General features: G+C 63.8%; 6 protein-coding genes. All 6 read left to right on the forward strand.

Features of this window, described 5'->3' with window-relative positions:
- Entirely contained in the window at nucleotides 1-1,344 is a 1,344-nt protein-coding gene (gene miaB / locus HQL56_06195; protein ID MBF0309098.1) for a tRNA (N6-isopentenyl adenosine(37)-C2)-methylthiotransferase MiaB, read from the forward strand.
- Nucleotides 1,341-2,378 (forward strand): PhoH family protein, encoded by a 1,038-nt coding sequence (locus tag HQL56_06200; GenBank protein ID MBF0309099.1) that lies wholly within the window; start codon nucleotides 1,341-1,343, stop codon nucleotides 2,376-2,378. Before miaB ends, HQL56_06200 begins: the two co-directional genes overlap by 4 nt.
- The gene (locus tag HQL56_06205; GenBank protein MBF0309100.1) at nucleotides 2,375-4,903 is read left to right on the forward strand and encodes an HDIG domain-containing protein; all 2,529 of its coding nucleotides are present in this window, start codon (nucleotides 2,375-2,377) and stop codon (nucleotides 4,901-4,903) included. Before HQL56_06200 ends, HQL56_06205 begins: the two co-directional genes overlap by 4 nt.
- A gap of 7 nt (nucleotides 4,904-4,910) precedes the next feature.
- Nucleotides 4,911-5,321 (forward strand): rRNA maturation RNase YbeY, encoded by a 411-nt coding sequence (gene ybeY, locus HQL56_06210; GenBank protein ID MBF0309101.1) that lies wholly within the window; start codon nucleotides 4,911-4,913, stop codon nucleotides 5,319-5,321.
- On the forward strand, nucleotides 5,314-6,933 hold the full coding sequence (lnt, locus tag HQL56_06215; GenBank protein MBF0309102.1) for an apolipoprotein N-acyltransferase: 1,620 nt from the start codon (nucleotides 5,314-5,316) through the stop codon (nucleotides 6,931-6,933). The genes ybeY and lnt overlap by 8 nt, the downstream gene beginning before the upstream one ends.
- Nucleotides 6,934-7,135: 202 nt before the next feature.
- A partial coding sequence (locus HQL56_06220) for a glycine--tRNA ligase subunit alpha (GenBank protein ID MBF0309103.1) occupies nucleotides 7,136-7,542 on the forward strand: 407 nt, incomplete at its 3' end.

Consider the following 7,542-nt stretch of genomic DNA (forward strand, 5'->3'; position numbering starts at 1 on the left):
ATGACGACCCGAACGCTGCAAACCCTTCATGTACGCACCTTCGGCTGTCAGATGAACGCCTACGATTCGGCGCGCATGGAAGGCCTGCTGCGGGAGAGACTGGGCCTTCTGCCGGAAGAGGATCCCGATCTGGCGGATGTGATCGTGCTCAACACCTGCCACATCCGGGAAAAGGCGGAAGAGAAGCTCTTTTCGGAGCTGGGCCGTCTGCACAAGAGTCGCAGGGGACGCCCGGTGGTGATGGCCGTCGGTGGCTGTGTCGGTCAGGCCCAGGGCAGCGCCATCTTCCGTCGCGCCCCCTTCGTGGATATCGTCTTCGGACCGCAGAACTACCATCGTCTGCCGGAGATGCTGACGCGCATCCTGGCGGGGGAGAGCCGGGTTCTGGACGATGCCTCCGTGGCGGAGGACAAGTTCGAAAGCGCACCTCCGGTGGTGGCGCATCAGGGGGTGGGACAGGTCACGGTTCAGGAGGGCTGCGACGCCTTCTGCACCTATTGCGTGGTGCCCTTCACCCGAGGCCGGGAGTGGAGTCGTCCGGTGGCGGAGGTGGTCGCCGAAACGGAGCGGCTCGTGGCGCACGGTGCGGTGGAGATCCACCTGCTGGGGCAGAACGTCAACGCCTACAACGGCCCGGATGAACAGGGAACACCCTTCGACCTGGGGCTTCTGTTGCGCCGTGTCGCTCTGGTCGACGGGGTGAAACGCATTCGCTTCGTCACCTCCCATCCCAAACAGATGGACCCGAGCCTGGTGGAGGCCCTGGCGGAGGTTCCCGAGGTGTGTCCCTACCTGCACCTGCCCATTCAGAGCGGTTCGGATCGCATTCTGGAGGCCATGGGTCGGGGGCACACGGTGGCCGACTACCTCCACTGGGTGGAGACGGTGCGTCGGGCCCGGCCCGGAGTGGCCCTGGCCTCGGATTTCATCGTCGGTTTCCCGGGAGAGGACGAGGCCGCCTTTGCCGAAACCCTGGCTCTGGTGGAACGGGTGGGTTTCGACCACGCCTACTCCTTCAAATTTTCCGCCCGGCCCGGAACCGTGGCGGCCAGCCTGCCCGATCAGGTGCCCGAGCCGGTGAAGAAAGAGCGGCTGGAACGCCTGCAGACCCGTCTCAACGCCATCCAGTGGGAAAAAAACCGCCAACGGGCGGGACGCATCGAAGAGGTGCTGGTGGAAGGAATGGCTCCCCTCGGCAAGGGTCATCTCTCCGGTCGAACCCCCTGCAACCGCATGGTCCACTTCCCCGGCGATGCGGAGTGGATCGGCAGAACGGTGCGGGTGGCGATTCTCGAAGGATTGCCCAACTCCTTGCGCGGTCGTCTGGAAAAGGAACCCCCATGAGCAATGGGCAGGATGTTCCCGAGGCGGCGGTCGATCTGGTCTCCGAAAAGATCGCCTTTGCCGACAACACCATGGCCGCGGCCCTGTTCGGGGAGCTGCACGCCCATCTCCGCCTGACGGAAGCCCGTCTGCGGGTGGTCATTCAGGCCCGGGGCAACGAAGTGGTCATTTCGGGGGAGAAGGGGGCGGTGGAACAGGCCCTGCGACTCCTGACCGAACTCTACAGCCACCTGGAACAGGGTGGTTCGGTGGATGTTCCCCGGGTGGAGGAGGGGCTGCAGATGGTGGGGGAAGCCCGCCCCGGCCAAAGCCTCTTCACCCTGGAGGAGTCCCTGCAGACCCCGCGCCGCACCATTTTCCCCCGCAATCCCCGGCAGCAACTCTTCCTTCGAACCATGCGGAAAAAACATCTCACCCTGGCGGTAGGGCCCGCCGGAACGGGCAAGACCTATCTGGCGGTGGCCATGGGGGTGGTGGCCCTGCTGCGCGGCGAAGTGGAACGCATCGTGCTGACCCGACCGGTGGTGGAGGCGGGAGAACATCTGGGCTTTCTGCCGGGGGATCTGCAGGCCAAGGTGGATCCCTACATCCGCCCCCTCTACGATGCCCTCTTCGACATGCTGGGCACGGAAAAGGTGGAACGCATGCTGGCTCAGAACGCCCTGGAAATCGCCCCCCTGGCCTTCATGCGGGGTCGTACCCTGTCCCGGGTCTTCGCCATCCTGGACGAAGCCCAGAATACCACGCGGGAGCAGATGAAGATGTTTCTGACCCGTCTCGGCGAGGGGTCGAGCATGGTGGTCTGCGGGGATATCACCCAGGTGGATCTGCCCGGCGGGCGTGGCTCCGGTCTGATGCATGCCCTGGCGGTTCTCGAAGGCATTGATGAGATCGGCATCTGCCATTTTTCGGAACGGGATGTCGTGCGCCACTCCCTGGTTCGTCAGATCGTGCGGGCCTACGAAACCCACGAACAAACCGGGGAGTATGTCATGGGGCCCCGGCGATCCACCGGGACCGGAGCAACGGGATGAAAAACATCATGATCGACGAGGCGCGACCTTTTGCCGGTTTGCGTCGTGGCAGCCAGCCCCGGTTCTGGCATTTTGACCGGTGGATCGGTGATTCCCGGTCTGTCGACCTGATGCTTTTCCTGACGCTGGTTGCCCTGTTGACCCTGCTCTACTCGCCCGTCGCTCTGGAAGCGCCGGACATCCCCGGCATCGGCGCCATCGCCACCCACGACATCAAGGCCCACAGCGACATCCTCATCGAGGACAAGGAGAACACCCGGCGTCGCCAGGAAGATGTGGCCAAGGGGGTTCCTCCGGCCTACGACTGGGATCCCTCCATGATGGCCGATATCCACCAGCAGTTGCTGCTCGTTCTGGACTGGCTGGGGGAGAATCTTTTGAAGCGGGAGCAGGAAAATACCCGGAAGTTGCGGGAGGAGTTGTTGCAGGAGCTGGAGACCGATATTCCCCCCCGGGCCTTCCAGGCCTTGCTGTCCCTGGAGCCGAATCTGCGAAACGCCGAGACCAAACCGGTTGCGGAAGCCAAACCCGTCGTGGAGAACAAGCCCGGCAAGGAGAAGGGTCTCTCCCCGGAGGAGGTCAAGGGCAAAGGGGAGATCGCCCTGCGGGAGAGTGGCGAGGAACCCGAAGCCTCGGGTGTCGCGGTCACCCGCAACCGGACCTTCGCCCCCCTGAGACAGGCCCTGAGACAATGGCTGGCCCCCTACGCCCGCAAACGGGTGGTCAACGGGCCGGAGGTCATCAAGGATCTGACCGGCATTCCCTTCACCGTGCTCCCCCTCGGCGGCGAGGAAGAGGTGTTGGATCGCGGCGTTCGGGAACTCATCAACCTGGACGATATCCGCAATCAGTTGGAAGTCGACGGCGACAAATATCTCCGTGCTTTTCCCGAGGTGTTGCGGGAGTGGTTGATTGCCGAGGTGAAGGCCCAGGTGCGGCCCAATCTGGTGCTGAACCTGGCCAAAACCCGGGAGCGCCGCCAATTGGCCATGGAGAATGTGGACAAGGTCTATTTCCGGGCCCGCAAAGGCGAAATGCTGGTGCGGGAAGGGGAGATCGTCACCGAAGGGGTTCACGTCAAGATCCGCGCCCTGCAACAGGAGCGTCGTTCCGGAAGCAAGTTCGTGCCCCTGACCGGACTGGCCGTGGCCGTGGGTCTGTTGCTGGTTCTGGGCCGACTCTTTCTGCTCAAAACCTCTCCCACCTTTCCTCGGGAGAAGAAGACCTTCTATATCCTGGGGGCCATTCTGCTGATGGTGGCTCTGGTCTGCACCGTGGTTTCCGCCATGGGCATGGGCATGGCCCGGCTGTTCCACTGGCCTGCCGGCATGGTGCCCTATCTGCTGCCGGTAGCCATGGCCTCGGCCCTCTCCTCCCTGATCGTCGGGGCCCGACACGGCCTGCCGGGTGGAGCGGTGGTCATCGGAACCATCCTGGCCATGTTGTCCTCCCTGGGTCGGGAGGGCGGGGTGGCCCTCTTCGCCTATTTCATGGTGGGAACCCTGGTGGGTGGTCTCACCCTGCGGGCCTGCCGTCACCGTTTCGACGTGCTCAAATCCGGGCTCTGGATCGGCCTGGCCCAGATGGTGGCCCAGCCGGCCATGGAAACCCTCTCCGGAGGAGAGCTGCTGGCCTTCGACCTCCTGGTTGGCATGCTCATGGCCCTGACCAGCGGCCTGTTGACCGGCCTGCTCTCCCTGGCCCTGATCCCCGTTTTCGAATGGGTCTTCAACATCACCACCGACAGCCGTCTCATGGAACTGGCCAGCGGGGACCATCCCCTGATCAAACAACTCTCTCTGCGGGCTCCCGGCACCTACCACCATTCGGTGATGATGGGCAACCTGGCGGAAGCCGCTGCCGAAAGCATCGGGGCCAATCCCCTGATGGCCCGGGTCATGGCCCTCTACCACGATATCGGCAAGATGACCAAACCGCACTACTTCGTGGAAAACCAGTCCGGGGAGAACCGCCACGACCATCTGGTCCCCTCCATGTCCGTGAAGATCATCATCGGCCATATCAAGGACGGGGTGGAGCTGGCGCGGCAATACAAACTGGGCGGGCCGGTACTCGAAGCCATCACCGAACACCAGGGCACCACCCTGTTGCAGTTCTTCTACAACAAGGCCACCCAGGAGGCGGCCAAACGGGGGGACGCGGTCTCCGAGGAGGAGTTCCGCTACCCCGGTCCCAAACCCCGCAGTCGGGAGGCGGGCATCCTCATGATCGCCGATGCCGTCGAGGCGGCGGTGCGTTCCCAGAAAAACCCCACGCCCGCCAAGATCCAGGCCGTGGTGCATCGCATCGTCAACTCCAAGATCGCCGACGGGCAGTTGGATGATTGCCACCTGACCATGCGGGAGCTGGCCAGGATCGAGGAGACCTTCTGCCGGGTGCTGATCCTCGGTTTCTACCACCATCGCATCGAATATCCCGATCAGATTCGCAAACGCAGGGAGGGTTTTCATGGCGGCCCCGAAAGTATGGGTCAGCCGGGTCCATCCCCCATGGCCCCGAGTTGAACCCCTGGTGAAAAAGGCCGTGAAAGCGGTGTTCAAGGTTCTGCCGAAGAAGACCGGCAAAGGCGCCAAGGGAGAGATCAGCGTGCGATTGGGCACTGCGGAGGAGATTCGCGCCTGCAACCGCACCTATCGGGGCCGGGACGAGGTGACCAACGTCCTCTCCTTCGAGCAGACGGAACCTCCGGGTCCGGGACAACCCCGGCTGCTGGGGGATATCCTGCTCTGCCACGAGCGGCTGGTTGCCGAGGCTGCGGAGCAGCACAAGACCTTCGAGGCCCATTTGACCCATCTGGTGATCCACGGCACGCTGCACCTTCTCGGTTTCGATCACGAACGCTCCGGGGAGGAGGCCCGGCGGCAGGAGGCGTGGGAACGTCGGATCCTGGAGCGCATGGGTTACGGGGATCCCTATGTCTGAAAGCCTTTCGCCGACGCCGCCCCGGTTTTTGGGGCTGCCCCTGCACGGTTCGGGTCCGGGCTGGCGTCTGGGCGCCGCCTTCGTGGCCGGATCCCTGGCGGTGCGGGGTCTGCCGCCCCATCAGGAGATTCCCGGACTGGTTGTGGCCTTTGCGGCCCTGCTGCTGCTGATTCAGGGGGTTGGCTGGCGACTGGCGGCCGCCTGCGGGTTCCTTTTCGGTCTGGCCTACTTCAGTTTCGGCTGCTCCTGGCTGCTGACCAGTCTGCACGGGTACGGCCTGCTGCCCCTGCCGGTGGCCCTGGCCATGCTGATCGGGCTGGGGGCGGTTCTGGCCCTCTATCCCGCCCTTTTTGCCGGACTGCTGGCCCGGTTGCAACCGCCTCCCTCCGCTCTACCCCTGCTGGTTCCCGCCCTGTGGGTCCTCTCCGAGGAGCTGCGCGCGGTGCTGTTCACCGGGTTTCCCTGGAATCAGGTCGGCTACGCCTGGCACGATCTGCCCTGGGTGGTGCAGTCCGCGGATCTGGGCGGCGTGGGTCTGCTCTCCGGTTTGACACTGTTCCTGGCTGCCTGCCTGACCCTGCTGGTCTGGCCGGATCGTCGGGCTTTTCCGTTGCGCCAGCGGGTGATCTGGGGCCTGACGGGGGTTCTGCTCCTGGGAGCGTTGGCCGGGTACGGTCGCTGGCGTCTGGCCGATCTGGAGGAAAAACTCTCCCGGCAAACCTTCGGCAAACCGGTGATGACGGCCCTGGTGCAGGGCGCCATTCCGCAGCACGACAAATGGAACTCCGAATTCGGCGGCGACCACTTCCGCCTCCATCTGGAGCTGACCAAATCGCTCAAACCACCGGTGGATCTGACCATCTGGGGCGAGACGGCTCTGGCCTTCCAGCCGGAATACTACCCCTCCCGCCTGGACCAGTTGGATGAGATGGCGCGGTGGTTGAAAGGGGGGCTTCTCACCGGGGCCCCCATGGTGCAATACGTCAATCGCAAACCGTATGCGGTCTACAACAGCCTGCTGCTGTTCACCGGAACCCCCGGCGATACGCCGCGCTACGACAAACACCATCTGGTGCCGTTCGGGGAATACATTCCCCTGCGGAGATGGGCCTTCGGGGATTTCAAGAAGTTCACTCACGGCACCAAGGACTTTTCGCCGGGTCCCGGTCCACGGGTGGTCTCCTGGGCCGGGGGCAACCTCGGGCCGCTGATCTGCTACGAGGCCATCTTCCCGGAGGAGGTGCGCCATCTGGCTTTGCAAGGGGCGCAATTCCTGGTGCATGTGACCAACGATGCCTGGTTCGGGCCCTCGGCCAAGGAGCAGCATCTGGCCATGGCCCGGCTGCGGGCCATCGAAAACCGGCTCTCCCTGGCGCGGGTGGCCAATACCGGCATCTCGGTGGTTTTCGATCCGCTGGGAAGGGTCATCCTGGAACTGCCCCAGGAGGTTCGCCTGGCCCGGCAGGTCTCCATGCCCATCGGGCCGGGCCATTCCCTGTTCGTCACCATGCCGGAATGGGGACGACTGCTCTTCTGGTCCCTTTTGGGAGTGCTGGGTCTGCTGCAGGTGTGGAGAGGCCGGAAGAGGGGGTCGATTGCGAGCCGATCTTGACAGAACGCGGCTGGATTGGTACCGTCACGAACCCCTTGTTCATTGCGCGATGCTTAAGGGTGATCCCTCTGCCGCCGATGTCTGACATCCCTCGCCATTGCGGAGCCTTGGTCCGTCCGGTCGATCCTTCGGGCGGGTGCGTTGCTGTTCGGACTGGAACGCGGCGATTGGCTGCAAGCCCTCTCTGGAAAATGGAGCGGTCGTGAAATTCCAGGATTTGATTCTCTCGTTACAACGTTTCTGGGCGGCCAAAGGCTGTATCCTGCAGCAACCCTATGACATGGAAGTGGGAGCGGGCACCTTTCATCCCGCCACCTTCCTGCGGGTGCTGGGCCCCGAGCCCTGGAACACCGCCTACGTGCAACCCTCCCGTCGTCCCAAGGATGGTCGGTACGGAGACAATCCCAACCGGTTGCAGCACTACTATCAGTTCCAGGTGATTCTGAAACCCTCCCCTCGGGATATCCAGGATCTCTACCTGGCCTCCATCGCCGCCATCGGTCTCGATCCCCGGCAGCACGACATCCGCTTCGTGGAAGACGACTGGGAAAGCCCCACCCTCGGCGCCTCCGGTTTGGGCTGGGAGGTGTGGCTGGATGGCATGGAAGT

This window comes from Magnetococcales bacterium (genome assembly GCA_015231925.1).
Taxonomy (GTDB): domain Bacteria; phylum Pseudomonadota; class Magnetococcia; order Magnetococcales; family JADGAQ01; genus JADGAQ01.